The following is a 19,243-nucleotide window of genomic DNA, read 5'->3' on the forward strand; positions in this document are numbered from 1 at the left end:
TATCCTGCATCGTGCACGATATTCGGGCCACGAAGGGGACACCCCCGGTCACAAGAACGTCTTTATCCGCTATTTCCCCCTGGCTGCAGGCGTTGACAAAGATGGCACTCGCAGGCTCGTCAAATAGACACCGGCAAGAACAATCGCCCCGCCAACGGCGTGATAAACCAGTATCTCTTCCCTAAGAACGAGCCATGACAGGGCAACGTTATAAAGAGGAATGAGATAGAGAAGGATGACGGCCCGGCTGGGGCCGATTTCTGCCGTGATATAGGCATGAACGACGATCAGCAGGGCGCCGGAGACTACCCCCACCAGGGCGATGATCGCCATGCTCTGCATGTCGAATACATAGCTCTCTATGAAATTGTATTCATAGATCATGAAGGGGAAGGCGATGAGGCAGCCGGACAAGGAAATGACGGAAGACCGCTCCACCACCGTCAACCGGCTGGGCCAGAACTTCAGAAGAACGGAATAGGCGGCCCATCCCAATGTCCCGGCGCCGACGATCAGGTCCCCCTGGGTGAATTCCGCCCCCAGGAAAACCCCGAGATCGCCCTTCGAGACGATATAGAGCATCCCGCTCAGGCAGGCGAAAAGTCCGAGGACCTGAAAAATGCTCAGGCGATTCCCGGTGAGGAAACGGTCGAAGATCAGGATCAGCGCCGGGGTGGTGGCATAGATCAGGCCGATATTGGCCGCCGTCGTCGTCTTCGCGCCCCAATAGGTCGCCACCCCGACGGTGAACATTCCCAGAAAAGCAAGCAGAACGATACTGCGGAACTCCTCCCGCAGGATCTCCGCCTTGCGATAGAAAATGCTGACGACGACCGGCGACAGGAGAAGAACGGCCAGCGCCCAGCGCCAGAAGGTCAGGGCCACGGGCGGAACGATGCCATCGGCCATGCGCGCGGCCACGTTGTTGGTGGCAAAGAAAACAGGAACGACGAGCAGCAGCAGATAGACAAGATGCGTCTTCTGGCGCTCCTGGCGAGGGTCCGTGCTCACGCCCTTCCCCTCCGGAGAAGATGCTCCGCAATTCGCTCGGCGACCATCACGGTCGCCAGATGCGTGTTTCCGCTCGGCACGTTCGGCATGATCGAAGCATCCGCGACGGTAAGCCCCTCCAGGCCGATCATCCGCCCCTGGGGATCGACCACCGCTTCCGGATCATCGACCCGGCCCATGCGGCAGGTTCCCGTCACATGGTTCGTCGCCGTGACATTCTCGACGATGAAATCCGCCAGCTTCCTTTCGTCGTTCACGAAAGACTTCACGGGCGTCATGTCCGCGAAATGCGAGATGACCCGATGGGCAATGCCCGGAGACAGCCGCAGCAAGGCGGAGGCAAGCTGTCCCCGGATGGCATTGGCCCGGGAAAGCGCGTTGTAACGATTGAGCTTGGCGGCATTCGTCAGGACGAAGGCGTCGCCGCAGACCGAGCGCAACGCCGGATCGGCCAGCATCTCGGCCGAATGGCGGAAGCCGATCATCATCCTTTCCAGGTCACGGGGATCGCTGAAGAAGTTGAAAGCGACGGAAATCTCCCTCTGCGGGTCCTTCGGGTCGAGCCGGACATCCCCACGCGAAGCCGGCCGCATCAGCACCGGCCCCACCATTGCCATGTGCCTGCCCAAGGCGTGCCAGACGAGATAGCTGCGGATATACATCCCCAGATCGCCCTCCGGCGTATCCGCAAGCCGCGAGGACCAGCGCAGATAGGTCGAAGCAGGCGGGCGGCCGCGCCGCGCATCCCGGCCTTCACGGGTAAGCCAGGCGATGGCGGGCAGAAGAGGATGGTTTTGCAGGTTCCGCCCGACCCCTTCCCTCTCCAGGACGACATCCAGGCCGCAGGCCTTCAGCTGCTCGCCCGGGCCGATGCCGGAACGCAGCAGAAGCGCCGGGGAGAAGATGGCCCCGGCGGCCAGGACGGTATGACGGGCCTGGACCACGAGTTCCGTCCCGTCCTTGCGGCGGGCCACGGCGCCCCTCACCTGGTTCGCCTCAACGATCAGTTTCCGGACATGGGCGTCGGTGACGACGGTCAAATTCGGTCTCGCCCGGGCCGCGCCGTCGAGATAGCAAAGCCCCGCCGATGCTCGCCGTGTTTCATGCCTGGAAATGGGCAGCACGCAATATCCGTCGCGGAAATCCGCGTTCATGTCGGCGATCAGTTCATGACCGCGGGCCGCCGCGATTCCCTCCATCGCCTGGGCCAGCGACGACCACTCCTCCCGCGTCTGGCGGCGGATGGGCAAAGGCCCATCCTGCCCGTGCATGTCGCCCCTGAAGTCGTGGTCCGTTTCTATTTTCCTGAAATACGGCAGCACGCTCGACCAGGACCAACCGGCGGCGCCGGCCTTCTCCCAATCATCGTAATCCTGCGGCATTCCGCGCACGGCCCACATGCCCATGATGGTGGACCCGCCGCCCAGGACGCGGCCCTGCTGGAAAGGAACCGCCGGGGAATTCTCGCGCTGCCGCCAATGCACCTTCAAACCGGGCCAGGTGTAATCCGGGTTGAAAGTCGATAAAGGGAAGATGTCCGCGATGTCCTGCGGAACCCGGTCCGGGTCCACATCACGCCCCGCCTCGAGCAGGATGATCCTGGCGCTGGAACTCTCGGACAGGCGGGCAGCCAGGACAGAGCCCGCCGCACCACCGCCGATGATCAAGTAATCGCATTCCAACATCATTCACCACTCGTTCGGAACACCGCAGTCGGATCGGAAAACCTCGGGGGAGCCGCCGCAGCCGCCCTTCATGAAAGCGGCTACGGCGCAACGTCATGGCAACATCTGATTTGGTAACCACAGGGCCAGTTCAGGGAAGCCGATGACAAGGAAGGCGGCGAGAAGGATCAGCAGGCAGAAGGGGATCGTTCCGCGGATCACGCTGCCCAGCTTGCCTTCCCAGATGCTTTGGATGATGAAGATGTTGATCCCCATCGGCGGCGTGATCTGCGCCAGCTCGACGAACAGGACGACCACGACGCCGAACAGAAGCGGATCGATGTCGTAATGGCCCAGCATCGGGTAGAGCAGCGGGACCATGATGACGATGATCCCAAGGCTTTCGATCAGGCAGCCAAGCAGCGTCAGCAGCAGGAAAACGCACAGGAAGAACTGCAAACGGGTGAGTTCGAGGCCGGTCACAAATTCGGTGATGTCTTCACCGATGCCGGAAAAGCTGACGGCGGCCGAGAAGATGTAGGCGGCAAGCACCAGGAAGAGGATATTGCCGACGAAGATGATGGTGACGCGGGCCGCCTGCAGAAGCTTCGACCAAGTCAGGTTGCCGAAGACGAAGCCGATGATGATCGCCAGGCTGCAACCGATCGTCGCCGCTTCAGTGGTGGTGACGAAACCGCCATACAACAGGCCGATCGTGCCGCCGATCAACAGGATGAACGGAGCGACTTCTCCCAAGGCCTTGATGAACTCGGCCATCGACGCGATGCCCTTTTCCCGCGGGGCGGCGCTGGGAATGATCAGGGCATGCACGGCGAGATAGAGCATGAAGAGGCCGGTCAGCATCAGGCCCGGGATCAGGCCGGCCATGAACAGCTGGGGCACGGATGTCTGCGTGAAGGTGCCATAGATGATCATGGCGATGCTGGGCGGGATGAGAATCCCCAGCGTCCCGCCCGCCGCGAGCGACCCGGCGGCAAGGGGCTGGCTGTAGTTGCGGGCCAGCAGCTGCGGCAGGGCGACACGCCCCAGGGACGCGGCCGTCGCGACGCTCGATCCACTGACCGAGGCGAACAGCGCGCTGCCGGCGATATTGGTTTGCAGAAGCCCCCCGGGAAGCGGCGCCACAAGCTTCGACAGGCCCTTGTAGATACGGCTGGACAGGCCGCTCGCTCCCAGGATCTCGGCCATGAAGATGAACAGGGGCACGGCAGTCAGCGTGAAGCTGTTCATGCTTCCCCAAGTAATGAAGCCAAGACTATTGAGAGCCGGCATTCCTCCCTGGAGATAGAGGTAAATCAGTCCTGGAATAGCGATCGCGATCGGCACCGACATCCCGATTATCAGCAGACCGAGAAAGCTCGAAAAAATAATAAGAATCTCGATTTCAGGACTCATCCTACGCTCCCAAGAGAGTATTCGTTAATTTGGCTCAAGTGGAAGAACCACCTGGGCGATAAGCCTCCCATGGCGAGATAGATCAGGGGGCTTAGGGGGTGGAGTTTCCTGCCTTCTTTCCGCACCGTTTCTGAAGCTGCCTGTCGGCATCGGACGGAAAGGCGGCGTTCACCAGCGCCGAATACAGTACCGGCCTTGTCGCAGGACGCATCTGCGGCTACCGGATGAGGCCGCCTGGAAACGCAGGCGACGTCCAAAAGACGGGTTCAGGATCGCGTTCTCTGGGAAAGCCCGCATGCCCCTGGGGAAAATTTCGAGGTCATGCGGGCTTTCACCGGGGCCTGGACTGGAAGGCCCCGTCGATCATCGAGAACAAGACGCCCCTTCCTCCGGCACGCATCTTCTTCAGGAAGAAGAGGACATGCTGGCATTCTTCGGGTTCGGCTCGTCCTCGTCCTTCAGGCTGCACAGCCGGCGGATGTTGCAGACGACCGTGCCGACGATGGCGGCCGCGAAAGTCACCAGCCCCAGCACCATGGGCAGTTGCGCCAGCCAGAGCGGCGTCCTCAGATGCGTGGGAGCGACATTCCCGGAATGGAAGGATGCCAGGCCGAAGCGCGTGAACACCCACAGCAGCAGAAGGACGAAGAACAAGGTCACGAGATCGAAGACGATCCGGGACAGCAGGCGGTTCTTCTGCGACAGGAGGTCCTGGAGAATCTCGACCCTGTGGAAGCCGTTATTGGCCTGCGTCACGGCGAGACTGAAGAAGGCGAGCGCGGCCAGCATGTAGCCGCCGATTTCGTCGGCCACTTCAAACGAGAAATTGAAGAAGGTGCGCGTGATGATGTCGCTGCCCACGATAACCAGTATGGCCAGGATCGCGATCTCGCTCAGATGACGACACACCCGCACGACGATCCATTCTGAATTGGGATCTTGCGATCCCAATTCCGGATTTTCCACCGTTGGCGCCGCCATGGTCAGCGCCCCACCGCCTGCCGCACTTCAGCAAGCGCCTTCACGGCTTCCTCGCCATGCGAACGGGCCCATTCGTCCCAGTAAGGCTTCATCCGCCGGACGGCCTTCTCGAGTTCCTCGTCGCTCGGTGTGGTGATGGTCATACGCCCGGCATCGAGCTTCTCGATGATCTCGCGATCCTCGTTCAGCATCTTTTCCATGTTCCACTGGGCGACTTCCTGGGCGGCCGCGCGGACCTTCTCCTGGTTCTCGGGAGAGAGGCGGTTGAACGCGCTGGCATTGGCGATGATGTAGACGTTGTTGTAGTTGAGGCCCAACAGATAGCCGTGGGTCAGCATGTCCTGCCAAAGCTCGGCCCCGACGCTGCCGGTCAGGATCCCGTCCACCACGCCGCGGTCAAGCGCCGAGGGGACTTCGGAAGCGCCGATCGAGACCGAGCTGCCGCCGAACCGGCGGACGAATTCACCCTGCTCGGGCGAGGCGACACGCAGCCTCATGCCGCTGATGGCGCTGATCGAGGGGATTTCCTTGCGGGCCCAGACATACTGCATCGGATAGGCATAACCGGCGAGCAGCACGATGCCACGGTCGGCATAGGCCTTCTCGACATAGGGCTGCAGGACTTCGGAGGCCTTGCGGAACTCTTCCTCGGTCTGGATGAGGAAAGGCAGCTTGAGCAGCGCGCCGATCGGGACATTGCCCGTGAAGAAGAGATCGTCGCCCATCTGCACCACGTTCTGCGCAACGGCCGAAGTGATGTCGCTGGTCGAAATCTGCAGGGTTCCCGCCAGATGCAGGCGCACCCTCACCTCATTCTCGGTCTCTTCGGTGATCTTGTCGGCCAGCATCCGGGCGCCGACGCTGGTGGTGAATTGCGGCGCCGATTGGTGGGTGTAGAAAGACCACCTTTCCGCAGCGCCGGAAACCGCTGACACGGACAGTGCGGCAACAAACGCAGCGCCGCCGACTGCATAACGCAGGCATCGGAACATAACCATTCCTCCCAAGCCGTCATTCGCTCGATTTTCGAGCCGTCTCTGTTTTTGTCATCAAGGACATGGCGGACTATCATGCACGATCCACGATGTTGTCAAACAGAATCGTGCATGATATAGGGTATTGCATGATGTCACGAAGGCACGAAAGTCCGGATTTCCTTGGCTTTCCGGGGAATCAGAGACAGCGATTGAGGAGGCGAAAATGAGGCTGCTGCGATTTGGAACACCTGGCGCAGAGGCTCCCGGCATCCTGGATATGTCGAACCGGATCCGCGACCTGTCCTCCGTCATCCCCGACCTGAATGGGGAGGCGCTGTCCGAGGCCTCGCTGTCGAGAATCCGCGCGATCGACCCGGAGACCCTGCCCCTCGCCTCGCCGGATGTGCGCATCGGGCCGTGCGTGGCCGGGATATCCAAAATCATCGGCGTGGGCATGAACTATTCCGACCATGCCGAGGAAATAAACGCCCCCCTGCCCAAGCACCCCATTCTGTTCTCGAAGCCGCCGAGTTCCATCTGCGGCCCGTATGACGACATATTGCGCCCCAAAGGTTCAGAAAAGCTTGACTGGGAAGTTGAGCTTGCGGTTGTAATTGGCAGGACCGCTGCGAACGTGACACGAGAAGCGAGCATGGATCATGTGGCGGGCTTCTGCCTCTTCAACGACATCACGGAACGGGGATGGATCGAGGCCTCGGGCCAGATGATCAACGGCAAAAGCGCCGACACCTTCTCGCCCCTCGGGCCATGGCTCGTCACCCCCGACGAAATTCCGGACGTGAAGAATCTGGAACTTTTCCTGGAGGTTAACGGGGAAAGAAGGCAGCGGGGCAACACGCGGACGATGATCTTTGATATTCCGACGCTGATCAGCCATATCAGCGGCCTGATGACCCTTCAGCCGGGAGACGTCATCACGACCGGCACGCCTCCGGGCGTCGGTATGAGGATGAACCCGCCCTGTTACCTGCAGCCCGGCGACAAGATGCGCCTCGGCATCGCGGGCCTAGGGGAACAATCCCAGGCTGTATGCCAGCGGTAACGGAGGGGCTGGCCCCTGTTTTTCCGGGACCAGCCGCACTCCCTCCCCTTTTCTTGAGATGAACGAATAACCTTTTTTCTAGTACGCCCTTAATATTGACTCTCTACAGCCGAGAATATCTTTCACGGGACATCCTGCTTCATGACTGGAGGGCATATGCGCAAACCAACCGCGCGGTCACAAGCCGCGGAGGTTCAACCAAGAACCGGCAGCCGGTCCACCGGCGGTTCCGTGAGAGGATTGGTCAAGACCACGCTGACAGAGCGGACCTATGAAGCCCTGAAAGAGCGTATCCTGGACCAGCGCCTCGCAGCGGGCGCCCGGCTGAACATCGATGCCCTGTCCCGGGAATTGAACGTCAGTTCCTCGCCAATCCGCGAGGCCCTGGTGCGGCTGGAAACAGAGCGACTCGTCATCTCCGAGCTTTACGCAGGCTATTCGGTGGCCCCGCAGCCGACGACCGAATATCTGCACGATCTGCTGGATTTCCGCATCCAGATCGAAGGCTATTGCGCCCGCATCGGAGCCCAGGCCAAGCGGAAATCCACGATCAACGAGCTTCGCCGCGCCCTTGAAAAAATGGGGCAGAGCCCGAAGATCGGCACGAAATACAAGGAGTATCAGAAACTTGTCCATGCCGACGGCAAGTTCCACGAGATCATCGTGAACAGCGCGAACAATCAGGTCTGCTCGGATATATACGCCTCTCTCAATCCGATCATGCTGCAGTCGAGGCTGTACCACGACACCGAAAGCAACGAGGCGCGCCTGAAGGCGGTCCTCGACGAACACCGCCGTATCCTGGCCGCCTTCGAGAATGGCGACGGCGCCGAAGCCGAAGCCGCCGTCCGCGCCCATCTCGAAGGGGGACGGAAACGTCTGCTTGATGGCGGAACGAAGAAGACCGCCGCTCCCGCCCTCCGCAAGGTGAGCGCGGGAAGCTGATCGCCTCGTGACGCCCGTACCGAACGAAGGCCTCCGGGACTGGGGCCTGCGTTCCGGGCCCCGTCCCGGCCGACGGGGATAAGAAAAAGCTGTCACGCAAGGTTATCTTTCATTTCTTCATTTTCACCCCGATTACTTTTGACTTCAGCCCCTAAGAGAACGGCAAGGGCTTCCGAGGCCGCAGCAGTCCTCGGCCAGATATTCCGGCCCGCAGAAAAACGACCTAGAAGGAGGATGCTATGCCCATCACAGGCAACATGATCATCGGCGCCGATTCCGTCCGCGGTGGCGAGAGCGAGATTTACGCCGTCAACCCGGCCAGCGGCGAGCGCCTGGAGCCTGCCTTCGGCGGCGGCGGCGCGGCCGAGGTGGAACGGGCCTGCGCGCTGGCGGAAGAGGCCTTCGATGCCTTCCGCGAAACCGGCCTTGAAGCGCGGGCGGCCTTCCTGGAGGCCATCGCCGCTCAGATCCTCGATCTCGGTGATGAGCTGATCGAGCGGGCGATGGCCGAGACCGGCCTGCCGCGCGCCCGGCTGGAAGGCGAGCGCGGCCGCACCGTGGGCCAGCTCCGCCTCTTCGCCAAGGTCGTGCGCGAGGGCAGCTGGCTCGATGCCCGCATCGACCCCGCCTTGCCCGACCGCCAGCCGCTGCCGCGCCCGGATCTGCGTCAGCGCCATATCGCGCTCGGCCCGGTCGCAGTGTTCGGCGCCAGCAACTTCCCGCTGGCCTTCTCGGTCGGCGGCGGCGACACCGCCTCGGCCCTGGCCGCCGGCTGCCCGGTGGTGGTCAAGGCCCATTCCGCCCATCCCGGCACCTCGGAACTGGTCGGCCGCGCCATCCAGGCCGCCGTCACCGCCTGCGGCCTGCCCGAAGGCGTCTTCTCGATGCTGTTCGGCTCGGGCAGCCAGATCGGCACGGCCTTGGTCGCCGATCCGCGCATCAAGGCCGTCGGCTTCACCGGCTCGCGCCGGGGCGGCACAGCACTGATGGAAGTGGCGGCCGCGCGCCCCGAGCCCATCCCGGTCTATGCCGAGATGAGCAGCATCAATCCGGTCTTCCTGATGCCTGCCGCCCTGGCTGCGCGGGCCGATGCCCTGGGCAAGGGCTTCGTCGCCTCGCTGACCATGGGGGGGGGGCAGTTCTGCACCAATCCCGGCATCCTGCTGGCGGTCGACGGCCCCGATCTGGAAACCTTCCTGGCCTCTGCCGTCGAAGCCCTGGGCGGTGCCGCCCCGGCGACCATGCTGACGCCGGGCATCCATGCCGCCTTTGACGAGGGCGTCGCCGCCCTGGCGGGCAACAAGGCGGTGCAGACCCTGGCGCGCGGCCAGTCCTGCACCGGCCCCAACCAATGCCAGTCGGCGCTGTTCGCCACCACGGCAGAAGCCTTCCTGGCCGATCCGTCCTTGCAGGAAGAAGTCTTCGGCTCGGCCTCGCTGCTGATCCGCTGCCCCGACCTCGCTACCATGGCCGTCATCGCCGGGAAGCTGGAAGGCCAGCTGACCGCGACTCTGCAGATGGACGGCGCCGATATCGAGGCCGTGCGCGGCCTGATCCCGGTGCTGGAACGCAAGGCCGGGCGCATCCTCGCCAATGGCTGGCCCACCGGCGTCGAGGTCTGCGAGGCGATGGTCCATGGCGGTCCCTTCCCCGCCACCTCGGACAGCCGCACCACCTCGGTCGGCACGCTTGCCATCCGCCGCTTCCTGCGCCCGGTCTGCTACCAGGACCTGCCTGCCGAGCTGCTGCCCGAGGCCCTGCGCGACGGCAACCCGCTCGGCCTGTGGCGCCGCCTCGACGGCGAGTTCGGCCGCAAGTAAGGAAAGCCTTGCTGAAACGGAAAGCCCCCCGCCAGAAGCGGGGGGCTTTTTTTCTGCATGAAAAGACGGTGCGCAGCCTCTCAGGCGGCGACCCGGGTGGCTTCGGCCAGGGTCTTGCGGGTATGGGTGGCGATCATCAATTCCTCGTCGGTGGGAATGACCCAGACCGAGACGGGGCTGTCGGGCGTGCTGATACGGGGGCCGTGGGCTTCGTTGGCCTCGGCATCGAAATCGATGCCCAGCCACGCGGCTTGTTCGCAGACCAGCGCCCGGATCTCGCGGGAATTCTGGCCGATCCCCGCCGTGAAGACCAAGGCGTCCAGCCCCCCGACGGCGGCAGTGAGCGACCCCAATTCGCGGCAGATGCGATAGACGAACAAGTCCACCGCTTCGCGGGCGCGCGGGTCGTCGCTAGCCATCAGCACGCGCATGTCGTTGCTGACCCCCGACACGCCGAGCAGCCCCGACTTCTTGTAGAGCATCGACTCGATGTCCTTGACGCTCATGCCCTTCTGTTCGAGCAGGTAGAACACCACGCCGACATCGAGGGAACCGCTGCGGGTGCCCATGGGCAGGCCTTCCAGCGCGGTGAAGCCCATGGTGCTGGCATGGCTGCGCCCGCCTTTCAGGGCGCACATGCTGGCGCCGGAGCCGAGATGGGCGACCACCACCCTGCCCTCCGCCGCCCGGGCATCGTACTGGTGCAAGGCCCCGGCGATATATTCGTAGGACAGGCCGTGGAAACCGTAGCGGCGCACCCCTTCCTCGGTCAGTTCGCGCGGCAGGGCGAAGGTCTGGGCGACCGCCGGATTGCTGCGGTGGAAGGCGGTGTCGAAACAGGCCACCTGCGGCAGGTCGGGATGGATCTTGGCCAGGGCGCAGATCGGCGACAGGTTGTAGGACTGGTGCAGCGGCGCCAGAGGCACCAGCTTTTCCAACTGCTCCAGCACCTCCGGCGTGACCAGCGTCGGCTTGGTGAAATCGGTCCCGCCATGGACCACGCGATGGCCCGCGGCCACCAGTTCGGCGCCGTCCAGATGGTCCTCCACCCAGTCGAGCAGATAGCGCAGCAGAACCTCGTGGCTGGTCTTGGGATCGTCCCAGCGGTGATCGGCGGTCCTGACGCCATCGGGCCCGGCGGCGACGAAACGCGGCGCCACATACATGCCCTCGACCTGCCCCTTGCTGGCCAGGCGCAATTGCCCGCCCGCCGCGCTCAGCCCATCCTTGCCGGTCAGGTAGAGCGAGAATTTGATGCTGGACGAACCGGCATTGATGACCAGAATTCCCTTGGACATACCTTCCCCCTTACTGGTCCCTTCACTGGGCGGCGACGGCGACGCCGGTCTTGCGGCGGCTGGCGGCATAGAGTGCCCCCACGGCGCAGGAGGCCAAGCGGGCCTTGGCGCTGTCGGCACGGCTGGTCAGGATGATCGGCACGCGCGCACCCAGCACGATACCGGCGGCATCGGCATCGGCCAGATAGGCAAGCTGCTTGGCCAGCATGTTGCCCGCTTCCAGGTCGGGCACCAGCAGCACGTCGGCCTTGCCGGCGACGGGCGAAACGATCTTCTTGATGCGCGCGGCCTCTTCCGAGACGGCATTGTCGAAGGCCAGCGGGCCATCCAGGATGCCGCCGGTGATCTGGCCGCGATCGGCCATCTTGCACAGGGCCGCCGCTTCCAAGGTCGAGGCGATCTTGGGATAGACGGTCTCGACCGCCGAGAGGATGGCGACGCGCGGCTGGGGAATGTCCAGCACATGGGCCAGGTCGATGGCGTTCTGGCAGATGTCGCGCTTGTCTTCCAGGGTCGGATAGATGTTGATCGCGGCATCCGAGATCAGCAGAAGGCGCGGATAGCTGGGCACGTCCATGACGAAGACATGGCTGATGCGCCGGCCGGTGCGCAACCCGACATCACGCCGCGCCACCTCGTGCATCATCTCGTCGGTATGCAGGCTGCCCTTCATCAGGGCCTCGGCCTCGCCGCAACGGCACATCGCCACCGACTTCTCTGCCGATTCATGACTATGGGCGGTATCGACGATGCGATAGGTGGAGATGTCGGCGCAATGCTCGCGCGCCACCGCCTGGATCTTGTCCTTGGGGCCGATCAGGATGGGGCGGATGATGCCCTGCCGCGCGGCCTCCACCGCCCCCATCAGCGAGACCTCGTCGCAGGGATGGCAGACGGCGGTGACCACCGGCTCCAGCGTCTTGCAGCGCTCGATCAGGTTCTCGAAGACATGATGGCCGCGGGTGAACTTGATTTCCGACAGGCGTACCGGCGGGCGCACGATCTTTTCGGTCGGCGCGCGGACCACGGCCTGGCCGTCGATCACCTTCTCGCCGCGCTGGTTCACCACCAGGCAATCGAAGATGACGGAATGATCGGCGGCGACCTTCTCCTTGACCGTCACCGTGACGGTCAGGGTGTCGCCCAGTTCGATGAGGGAATGGAAATTGAGGTCCTGATGGCGATAGACGGTACCGGCCCCGGGCAGTTCGTTGCCCAGCACGCCCGAGATCAGCGAGGCCCCCCACAGGGAATGACCGACGACCTTCGACTGCTGCACCGCCTCGGCTTCCTCATCGGCGAAATGGGTGGGATTCAGGTCCCCCGAAGCCGCGCCGAACAGCTGGATGTCCTGCAGGGTCAGCGTCTTGGACGAAGAGGCGCTCTGGCCCACGGAAATCTCGTCGAAAGTCTTGTTTTCGATCATCAGCATTCGCTACCCCACGCTTGACGGACCCGGCGAAGACCGGCTCCACACTTGGCATCGCTTCTTGGCCGAAAGGCCGGTTGCGCGGCATCCTGGCGGCCGCGAGTTCCCTGTTTTCCCTCGCCTCTCCGGCAGGACGGCCATAGCTGCAATATTCTTGAGGATAATCGAAGGCGTGAGTTTTGTGCAACGCACACTAAGTTACAGAACGATAAAAAACTTCCAATTTTTGAGTAAATATCATACGAGGGAAGTAAGACTTACGTCCCTTTTTCCCCGCCCTCGCGCCGGCATAATCCTTTCCTGCCCTTATTTTAAGCTTTGCTCACGCTGCTCTCCGGCAATGCACGAATCCTCCTTTTGCCCTGACCATTTGGCTCAAAGTGGTGCCACTTTCCACATAGTCCAAGGGGCGTCCGTCGCTTCCCGGGCCCCTCTCCCTGCAAGAAAGAACAGTGGCAACATAGTTTTTGTTGCACTGCACAAATTTCTTCCTATCCTGACACGGTGGGTGAGGAAAGATGGTTCCTCGGGGGCGTCCATGGCGGATGCCGACCCGGCAAGCGAGGCCCCATGAGTATTCGTAACCTGAAACATCTCTTTCGCCCCGGCTCCGTCGCCGTGATCGGCGCCACAGCCCGCCCCATGGCCGTGGGGGCGGTGGTGATGCGCAACCTGCTGCAAGGAGGGTTTTCCGGTCCCATCATGCCGGTCAATCCCAAGCGCGATTCGGTAGCGGGCGTACTGGCCTATCCGGATGTGGCCTCCCTGCCGATGACGCCGGACCTCGCGGTCATCTGCACCCCTGCCCCGACGGTACCGGCCATTCTCGACAGCCTGGGGCAGCGCGGCACGAAGGCCGCGGCAGTCCTGGCCGGCGGCATGGGTCCGCAGGGCGGCGAGAACGGCGAAGTACTGTTGGCGGCCATGATGGAGGTCGCGCGCCGCTACGGAATGCGCCTGCTCGGCCCTAACTGCCTAGGCCTCATGGTGCCGGGCATCGGCTTGAACGCCAGCTTCGCCCATCAGGGCGCCATGCCGGGCAAGATCGCCTTCGTCTCGCAATCGGGCGCGCTGTGCACCGCCGTGCTGGACTGGGCCAAGCCCAAGGGCATCGGTTTCTCGCATTTCATCTCGCTGGGCGATGCGGTGGACCTGGATTTCGGGGACGTGCTGGACTATCTGGGCAGCGATCCCTCGACGCGCGCCATCCTGCTCTATATCGAAAGCATCCATGAGCGGCGCAATTTCATGTCCGCCGCCCGCGCCGCCGCCCGCAACAAACCGGTCCTGGCGATCAAGGCCGGGCGCGTCGCCGAATCCGCCCGCGCCGCCGCCTTCCATACCGGCGCCCTGGCCGGATCGGACGCCGTCTATGATGCCGCCATCAGCCGCGCCGGCATCCTGCGCGTGCGCGACATCGACGAATTGTTCGACGCGGTGGAGACGCTGGCGCGGTCGCGCCCCCTCAAGGGCGAGCGCCTGGCCATCCTGACCAATGGCGGCGGCATCGGCGTCATGGCGACGGACGATCTGATCGACCAGGGCGGCCAGTTGGCGGAGCTGACGCCCGAAACCATCGCGAAGCTGGAAGCGGTGCTGCCTTGCGGGCGCTGGTCCGGCGGCAATCCGGTGGACATCCTGCCCGACGCCCCGGGCAGCCGCTATGCCGATGCGCTGCAAGTGCTGCTGGATGCGCCCGAAGTGGATTCCGTGCTGTGCATGCATGCCCCCACCGCCATCGCCTCCAGCACCGAGGTCGCGCAAGCCATCGTCGACCTGCTGCGCAGCAAGCGGCAGGCCAATGTCAGCACCTGCTGGATCGGCGCCGCCGAAGTGGCCGCCGCGCGCAGACTCTTCGCCGAGGCTGGCATTCCCAGCTACGAGACTCCGGGCAGCGCGGTGCGGGCCTTCCTGCATCTGGTACGCTATCGCCGGAACCAGGAATTGCTGATGGAGACCCCGGCCTCGGCGCCGTCGGAATTCACCCCGGCCACCGTCGCCGCCCGGCTGGTGGTCGAGCATGCCCTGGCGGCCGGACAGGACGTGCTCAGCGATCCCGAGGCCAAGGCCATTCTCGCCGCCTACGGCATCCCCACCGTAGAGACCCATGTCGCGCGCACGCCCGCGGATGCCGGACGCATGGCAAAGGCGATGGATCGACCGGTGGCGCTGAAGATCCTGTCCCCCGACCTGCCCCACAAATCGGATGTGGGCGGGGTGATGCTGAATCTTCAGGGTGCCTTCGAGGTGGAAAAGGCCGCTCATGCCATGCTCGACCGCGTGGCGCGCCTCTTCCCCGAGGCGCATATCACCGGCTTCAGCGTTCAGGAAATGGCCCGCCGCCCGGGCGCCCAGGAACTGGTGGCGGGTTTCGTCACCGATCCGGTCTTCGGCCCGGTGGTGCTTTTCGGTGAAGGCGGCACGGCGGTCGAGGTGATCGACGACAGCGCCGTGGGCCTGCCGCCGTTGAACATGAACCTGGCGCGCGAAATGATCACCCGCACGCGCATCCATCGTCGTCTCCAGGGCTTCGGGGACCGGGCGGGGGCCGACATGGACGCCATCTCCCTGGCCCTGATGCAGGTCGCCCAGATCGCCACCGACATCCCCGAGATCGTCTCGCTGCACATCAATCCGCTGTTCGCCGATGCCAAGGGCGTGCTGGCGCTGGATGCGCGCATCCATATCGCCCCCGCCATCGGCAAGGCCGCCGACCGCCTCGCCATCCGGCCCTATCCCAAGGAGCTGGAGGAGCAGATTCAACTCCCCGACGGCAGCCGCGTGCTGATCCGTCCCATCCGTCCCGAGGACGAGCCGAACCACCATGTCTTCGTCTCGAAGCTGACGCCCGAGGATATCCGCTTCCGCTTCTTCGGCTTGGTGCACGAACTGCCCCATTCCGAGATGGCGCGGCTGACCCAGATCGATTACGACCGCGAAATGGCCTTCATCGCCGAGACGATCGAGCCCGGCAAGATACCCGAAACCGTGGCCGTGGTGCGGACCGTCACCGATCCCGACAACGAGCGCAGCGAATTCGCCATCGTCGTGCGCTCGGACATCAAGGCCCAGGGCTTGGGCCGCAAGATGCTGGCCAAGATGATCGATTACTGCCGTAGCCGCGGCACCCAGACCATGGTCGGCCAAGTGTTGCTGGACAACACCCGCATGCTGCGCCTGGTGGAAAGCCTGGGCTTCCAGCGCGGCCGCCATGTGGAACGCGACGTCGTCGAAGTCGCCCTCTCCCTCAACCCCGCCAGCCGCGCCGCCTGACGCACCCCTGCCCTTAGTGCCGCTCGAAGGGCTGCTCTCGCAGCAGGCGCATGGCCTCGGGGGCGGGAATCGGCTGGGTGAAGAAATAGCCCTGGAACAGGTCGCATCCCGCATCCTCCAGATACCGGCACTGCTCCGCCGTCTCCACCCCTTCCGACACCACCTTCAGCCCCAGTGTATGGCCCAGCGAGATGATGGCCCGGGCGATCCCGGCATCGTTCTGGTTCCTGGGCAGTTCGCGCACGAAGGACTGGTCGATCTTGAGCTTGTCCACGGGAAAGCGCTTCAGGTAGCTGAGCGAGGAATAGCCCGTGCCGAAATCGTCGATGGCAAGCTGGATGCCCAGTTCCGAGAAGTCGTTGAGCAGCTTCGCCGCCTCCTCGGCATCGGTCATCACCGCGCTTTCCGTCAGTTCCAGCTCGACGAGCTGGGGTGGCACCCAGGTTTCCTCCAGGATCTGGTGGACCATGCCGACCGGATCGGGCTGGCGCAATTGCAGCGCCGAGAAATTGACCCCCACCCGCACCACCGGCAGGCCTTCGTCCAGCCAGGCGCGGAGCTGCCGGCAGGCCTCGCGCAGCGTCCAGTCGCCCAAGGGCACGATCAGGCCGCTATCCTCGGCGATAGGGATGAAACGCCCCGGCGAGATCATGCCGGCCTTGGGATGGCGCCAGCGCACCAGGGCTTCCATGCTGGTGATGCGGCCGGTGAGCGCATCCACCTGGGGCTGGTAGTGCAGCAGCAATTCCTGCCGTCCCAGGGCCCGGCGCAAATCGCGTTCCATGTCCAGGCGCGCCTGGGTCTCGGTATTCATTTCCTGTGAGAAGAACTGGAAGCTTTGCGGCATCTCGCGCACCGCGCGATACATCGCCATGTCGGCATTCTTGACCAGCTGCTCGGGGTCTTCGGCATCGTCGGGAAAGATGCTGATGCCGATCCCGGCGCTGACCTGCGCGTCGTGGCCGTCCAGGTCGACCGGGCGGCAGATGGCCTGGATGATCTTCTGGGCCAGCACGGCGACGGATTCGGCATGGGTCAGGTCTGTCTGGACCACGGCGAATTCGTCTCCGCCGACACGGGCGATGGTATCGGCACTGCGCGCCACGTCGGTGATGCGGTCGACGATGACGGTCAGCAGCCGGTCGCCGTAATCATGGCCCAGGGTGTCGTTGATGCGGCTGAAATTCTCGAGGTCTATGAACAGCACCGCGAGCTTGCCCTTGCCTGCCCGTGCCCGGGCCACCGCCTGCTGCAAACGGTCGCGGAACAGCAGGCGGTTGGGCAAGGCGGTCAGCGAATCGTAATGGGACAGATAGCGAATGCGCTCTTCCGCCCGCTTGCGCTCGGTGATGTCTTCATGGACCACCACGTAATGGGCGATACGGCCGTCGGGATCGCGCATCGGCGTGACCGTCTGGTCCACTGTATAGTAGCTGCCGTCCTTGCGCCGTTCGACCATTTCCCCACGCCACACGCTGCCGGCCCGGATGGTCCGCCAGAATTCCTCGTAATCCTCGCCGCTCTGGACGCCGGATTTCAGGATGCGCGGCGTCTGTCCCACGGCCTCATCGGCGGGATAGCCCGACAGGCGGGTAAAGGCACGGTTGACCCATTCGATCCGCCCTTCATCGTCGGTGATGAAGATGGCATTGGCCGCCGCCGCCATCGCCGCCCCTTGCAGGCGCAGGCGGCGCTGGTCCAGCGCGATCTGCAAGGCGATGCCCAGGCGCATGGACAGCGCCTCCAGGCGGCGCATCTGGTTCGGTTCCAGCGTATCGCGGGCGAAGACGCTCAACACCCCCACCACGCGGCGATGGGCCTGGAGCGGCAGGGCCGCCGTCACCGCATAGCCCCGGCTCCGCGCTTCCTCCAGAGCGGTGGCGAAGCGAGGGGAATCGGTGGCTGCGACAACCGTCTGTTCCTGCCGCACGGCTTCGGCCGCCGGGCCGAGATTGGGGTCGTCCCCGGGCCTCGTCTCTTCCCCGGGTTCGGCATCCTCGCCGGCCTGCGCCATCAGGGTCAGGCTGCCGTCGCGCTCGCGCGTGGCGATCCAGACCAGGGGAAAGCCATAGAGCAGGACCAGCCGGTCGCAGAGGAATTGCAGGATGGTTTCGATGTTCTGCGCCTGGAGGACCCGCTGGTTCATTTCATTGACCATGGCCTCGAAGGCATCGTTCAAGCGGCGCCCCGACAAGTCACGGACCATCACCACGCGCAGGCTCTGCCCCTCCACCGGCAGATCGCTGAGCATCAGGTCGGCCGGCAGCAGCCGTCCATCCTTATGCCGGGCGGCGACTTCCAGTCCGCGCCCCGCCACCGTCACCGGCCCGTCGCAGATTCCGGCGGCGTGGCCGGGCCGCTCGGGATCGGGCAGCACCGTGCTGGCGGGACGGCCCAGCAAGTCCTCGGCGCGCCAGCCGAAGATGCGCTCGGCGGCTTTGTTGACGGCCCGTACCCTTCCGTCCGGCCCGACGGCGACGACGCCATCGGCCAGATTGTCCATCAGCGCCAGGAAATGCCGGCGGGAGGCGGCGACCAGCGCGGCCTCGGCCCGCACGCGGTGCAAGGCGAGGACGATCAGCGCCACGGCCAGGATCATGCTCAACCCTTCGGACAGCATGAAGCCCAGCGGCGCGAACCAGTCGTATCCGGCCAGCCAGGGATAATCCAGCTTGTGCAGCCCCCAAACGGCCAGCACACCGGCCACGAACAGATAGCCGCCGTCCCCGTCACGCCGCCATTGCCGCAGGAAGGCCCAGGCCGCTCCCATCATCGAGGCCGAAGCCAGCACCGAGACCGGCAGGCTGAGCAGGAAGAAATCTTCGTAGGCCCAGCTGGCGAAGCCGACCCAACCCACCGTCAGCACCGCCACCCCGGCTCCCAGCGGCCAGGGAAAGCGCCGCCCCAGGAAGGCCGCCGTGCCGCCGACAAGCAGGATCGACGCCAGGACATGCAGGCTTTCCGACAGGAAGACCACCACCGGCAGCCCCGCCAGCGGCTGGCCCAGCAGGACCAGGAAACGCACGGCATTGACGGCCGAAGCCAAGGCAAACAGCCGCAGGCCGCGCGCCGCCCCCGGCATGCGCGCCAGCAGGAACAGGGCCGTGGCGAGCACAAGGGTCCCCAGGGTCGCCCCCAGGACAGCACTGGGCATGGAAAATTGCATCAACGAACCTATCCCGGCACCAGAATGACTGATCAGGAAGATGGTCCTTCACGCGAAACCGTACAGTGGTTCCAAACGAGGGCTCTGCCGCCCTGCCGCCCCTCCCACTGGACCAAGGGCCGGGGGCATATCCCTTCTGTGTTGCCCCGGGCTACAAAATGTCACAGTATGACCCACCCTTTGGCGCAGCCGCGCCATCG

12 protein-coding genes are annotated in these 19,243 nt (G+C 64.2%); 4 read left to right on the plus strand and 8 right to left on the minus strand.

Going from position 1 to position 19,243, the window contains the following annotated elements:
* Window positions 1–69: 69 nt before the first annotated feature.
* From EPD66_RS20050 to dctP, 5 genes are all read right to left on the minus strand, one after another.
* A complete protein-coding gene (locus tag EPD66_RS20050; RefSeq protein ID WP_142850301.1) occupies window positions 70–1,011 on the minus strand; it encodes a DMT family transporter in 942 nt (313 codons plus the stop codon).
* Entirely contained in the window at window positions 1,008–2,699 is a 1,692-nt protein-coding gene (locus EPD66_RS20055; RefSeq protein ID WP_221931047.1) for a GMC family oxidoreductase, read from the minus strand. The genes EPD66_RS20050 and EPD66_RS20055 overlap by 4 nt, the downstream gene beginning before the upstream one ends.
* A 90-nt stretch (window positions 2,700–2,789) precedes the next feature.
* On the minus strand, window positions 2,790–4,091 hold the full coding sequence (locus tag EPD66_RS20060; RefSeq protein WP_142850302.1) for a TRAP transporter large permease: 1,302 nt from the start codon (window positions 4,089–4,091) through the stop codon (window positions 2,790–2,792).
* 405 nt (window positions 4,092–4,496) lie between these two features.
* Complete coding sequence (locus tag EPD66_RS20065; RefSeq protein ID WP_142850303.1) at window positions 4,497–5,072, minus strand: TRAP transporter small permease; 576 nt, start codon at window positions 5,070–5,072, stop codon at window positions 4,497–4,499.
* 2 nt (window positions 5,073–5,074) lie between these two features.
* Window positions 5,075–6,064 (minus strand): TRAP transporter substrate-binding protein DctP, encoded by a 990-nt coding sequence (gene dctP / locus EPD66_RS20070; RefSeq protein WP_221931049.1) that lies wholly within the window; start codon window positions 6,062–6,064, stop codon window positions 5,075–5,077.
* Window positions 6,065–6,272: 208 nt separating this feature from the next.
* Here dctP and EPD66_RS20075 point away from each other — a divergent pair, with 208 nt between their 5' ends.
* From EPD66_RS20075 to EPD66_RS20085, 3 genes are all read left to right on the plus strand, one after another.
* The gene (locus tag EPD66_RS20075) at window positions 6,273–7,112 is read left to right on the plus strand and encodes a fumarylacetoacetate hydrolase family protein (RefSeq protein ID WP_142850305.1); all 840 of its coding nucleotides are present in this window, start codon (window positions 6,273–6,275) and stop codon (window positions 7,110–7,112) included.
* Between the two features lie 231 nt (window positions 7,113–7,343).
* Window positions 7,344–8,057 (plus strand): GntR family transcriptional regulator, encoded by a 714-nt coding sequence (locus EPD66_RS20080; protein ID WP_221931050.1) that lies wholly within the window; start codon window positions 7,344–7,346, stop codon window positions 8,055–8,057.
* 239 nt (window positions 8,058–8,296) lie between these two features.
* Entirely contained in the window at window positions 8,297–9,877 is a 1,581-nt protein-coding gene (locus tag EPD66_RS20085) for an aldehyde dehydrogenase (NADP(+)) (protein WP_142850307.1), read from the plus strand.
* Between the two features lie 80 nt (window positions 9,878–9,957).
* On the opposite strand, the gene EPD66_RS20090 is transcribed toward EPD66_RS20085, so the two are convergent.
* Both EPD66_RS20090 and EPD66_RS20095 read right to left on the minus strand, forming a co-directional pair.
* Window positions 9,958–11,175, minus strand: a complete 1,218-nt coding sequence (locus tag EPD66_RS20090; protein WP_142850308.1) for an acetate/propionate family kinase — start codon at window positions 11,173–11,175, stop codon at window positions 9,958–9,960.
* Between the two features lie 22 nt (window positions 11,176–11,197).
* A complete protein-coding gene (locus EPD66_RS20095) occupies window positions 11,198–12,607 on the minus strand; it encodes a bifunctional enoyl-CoA hydratase/phosphate acetyltransferase (RefSeq protein WP_370511904.1) in 1,410 nt (469 codons plus the stop codon).
* A 567-nt stretch (window positions 12,608–13,174) separates the two neighbouring features.
* Here EPD66_RS20095 and EPD66_RS20100 point away from each other — a divergent pair.
* Window positions 13,175–15,877 (plus strand): bifunctional acetate--CoA ligase family protein/GNAT family N-acetyltransferase, encoded by a 2,703-nt coding sequence (locus EPD66_RS20100; RefSeq protein ID WP_142850309.1) that lies wholly within the window; start codon window positions 13,175–13,177, stop codon window positions 15,875–15,877.
* A gap of 13 nt (window positions 15,878–15,890) precedes the next feature.
* On the opposite strand, the gene EPD66_RS20105 is transcribed toward EPD66_RS20100, so the two are convergent.
* Window positions 15,891–19,043, minus strand: a complete 3,153-nt coding sequence (locus tag EPD66_RS20105) for an EAL domain-containing protein (RefSeq protein ID WP_142850310.1) — start codon at window positions 19,041–19,043, stop codon at window positions 15,891–15,893.
* Window positions 19,044–19,243 lie beyond the last annotated feature (200 nt).

Origin of the sequence: Telmatospirillum sp. J64-1 (assembly GCF_006980715.1) — a bacterium.
GTDB classification, from domain to species: domain Bacteria; phylum Pseudomonadota; class Alphaproteobacteria; order Rhodospirillales; family Magnetospirillaceae; genus Oleiliquidispirillum; species Oleiliquidispirillum nitrogeniifigens.

Coding starts and splice junctions, on each gene's coding strand:
- EPD66_RS20075 (WP_142850305.1), top strand. CDS start 6,273: ATGAGGCTGCTGCGATTTGGAACACCTGGCGCAGAGGCTCCCGGCATC.
- EPD66_RS20095 (WP_370511904.1), bottom strand. CDS start 12,607: ATGCTGATGATCGAAAACAAGACTTTCGACGAGATTTCCGTGGGCCAG.
- EPD66_RS20060 (WP_142850302.1), bottom strand. CDS start 4,091: ATGAGTCCTGAAATCGAGATTCTTATTATTTTTTCGAGCTTTCTCGGT.
- EPD66_RS20055 (WP_221931047.1), bottom strand. CDS start 2,699: ATGATGTTGGAATGCGATTACTTGATCATCGGCGGTGGTGCGGCGGGC.
- EPD66_RS20085 (WP_142850307.1), top strand. CDS start 8,297: ATGCCCATCACAGGCAACATGATCATCGGCGCCGATTCCGTCCGCGGT.
- EPD66_RS20065 (WP_142850303.1), bottom strand. CDS start 5,072: ATGGCGGCGCCAACGGTGGAAAATCCGGAATTGGGATCGCAAGATCCC.
- EPD66_RS20105 (WP_142850310.1), bottom strand. CDS start 19,043: ATGCAATTTTCCATGCCCAGTGCTGTCCTGGGGGCGACCCTGGGGACC.
- EPD66_RS20100 (WP_142850309.1), top strand. CDS start 13,175: ATGAGTATTCGTAACCTGAAACATCTCTTTCGCCCCGGCTCCGTCGCC.
- EPD66_RS20090 (WP_142850308.1), bottom strand. CDS start 11,175: ATGTCCAAGGGAATTCTGGTCATCAATGCCGGTTCGTCCAGCATCAAA.
- dctP (WP_221931049.1), bottom strand. CDS start 6,064: ATGTTCCGATGCCTGCGTTATGCAGTCGGCGGCGCTGCGTTTGTTGCC.